This is a genomic window from Variovorax sp. 20P10.2.4, assembly GCF_058244205.1.
In genome coordinates this window covers 1-1,037 of record NZ_JBZAYE010001194.1, presented here as the reverse complement: position 1 = coordinate 1,037, position 1,037 = coordinate 1, and the positions used below count along the sequence as shown (strand labels likewise).

Annotated in this window: 1 protein-coding gene; it reads left to right on the top strand. The window is 71.7% G+C overall.

Annotated elements, in window-relative coordinates; genetic code table 11:
* Window positions 1-38: 38 nt before the first annotated feature.
* Window positions 39-1,037 (top strand): ABC transporter permease (locus AC27VN_RS42240; protein WP_490880632.1); only part of this gene is annotated, 999 nt, incomplete at its 3' end.

Sequence of the window (1,037 nt, the reverse complement as noted above, 5' to 3'; positions counted from 1 at the left end):
CCCTCGCCCGCTTCGGCGCCGCCTGGAGCGACACCGCGCTGGCGGTGCTGCGCGACAAGGGCGTGCTGCTGATCATGCTGCTGGCGCCGATCATCTACGGCTTCTTCTACCCCTGGCCCTACGGCTCGCAGGCCGTGACCCGCGTGCCGGTCGCGGTGGTGGACCAGGACCACACCGGGCTGTCGCGCCAGATCGCACGCTTCGCGATGGCCAATCCGCGGCTGGACGTGCGCCTGGTCACGGCCGACGTGCACGAGGCGCAGCAGGCCCTGTGGCGCGGCGAGATCGAGGGCTATGCGCTGCTGCCGGCCGACCTCAAGCGCAGCGTGCTGCGCGGGCTGCCGGCGGTGGTCAGCATCGAGGGCAACGGCGCCTATGCGCTGCTCAACAAGGCGGTGCTCTACGGCTTCTCGGAAGCGGTGGGCACGGTCTCGGCCGGGGTCGAGATCCGCAAGCTGCAGGCCGGCGGCCAGAGCGCGGTGCAGGCCGCGCGCAGCCGCAGCCCGCTGGTCATCCAACTGGTGGCGCTGTTCAATCCCACCGAGGGCTACGGCAGCTACGTGGTGCCGGCGGTGGCGCTGCTGATCCTGCAGCAGACGCTGCTGATGGGCACCGCCATGCTGGCCGGCACCTGGGCCGAGGCGCGGCGGCTGCGCGCCTCGATGAGCGCCTGGCTGGGCCGGCTGGCGGCGCTGTCGGGCTTCGGCGTGCTCAGCGGCATCTTCTATTTCGGCTGGGTGTTCTTCCTGCAGGACTATCCGCGCGGCGGCAACCCCTTCGGCGCGCTGGTGCTACTGGCCTTCTACGTGCCCGCGATCTGCACGCTGGGCCTGCTGCTGGGCTGCTGGTTCCGCGACCGCGAACGGGCGCTGCAGGTGCTGCTGTTCACGGCCCTGCCGATGGCTTTTCTCTCGGGCTTCTCGTGGCCGGTCGAGGCCCTGCCCGCGCCGCTGCAGGCCCTGCGCTGGCTGTTCCCGAGCACGGCGGGCATCCAGGCCTCGCTGCGGCTCAACCAGATGGGCGCGCCGCTGCACGAC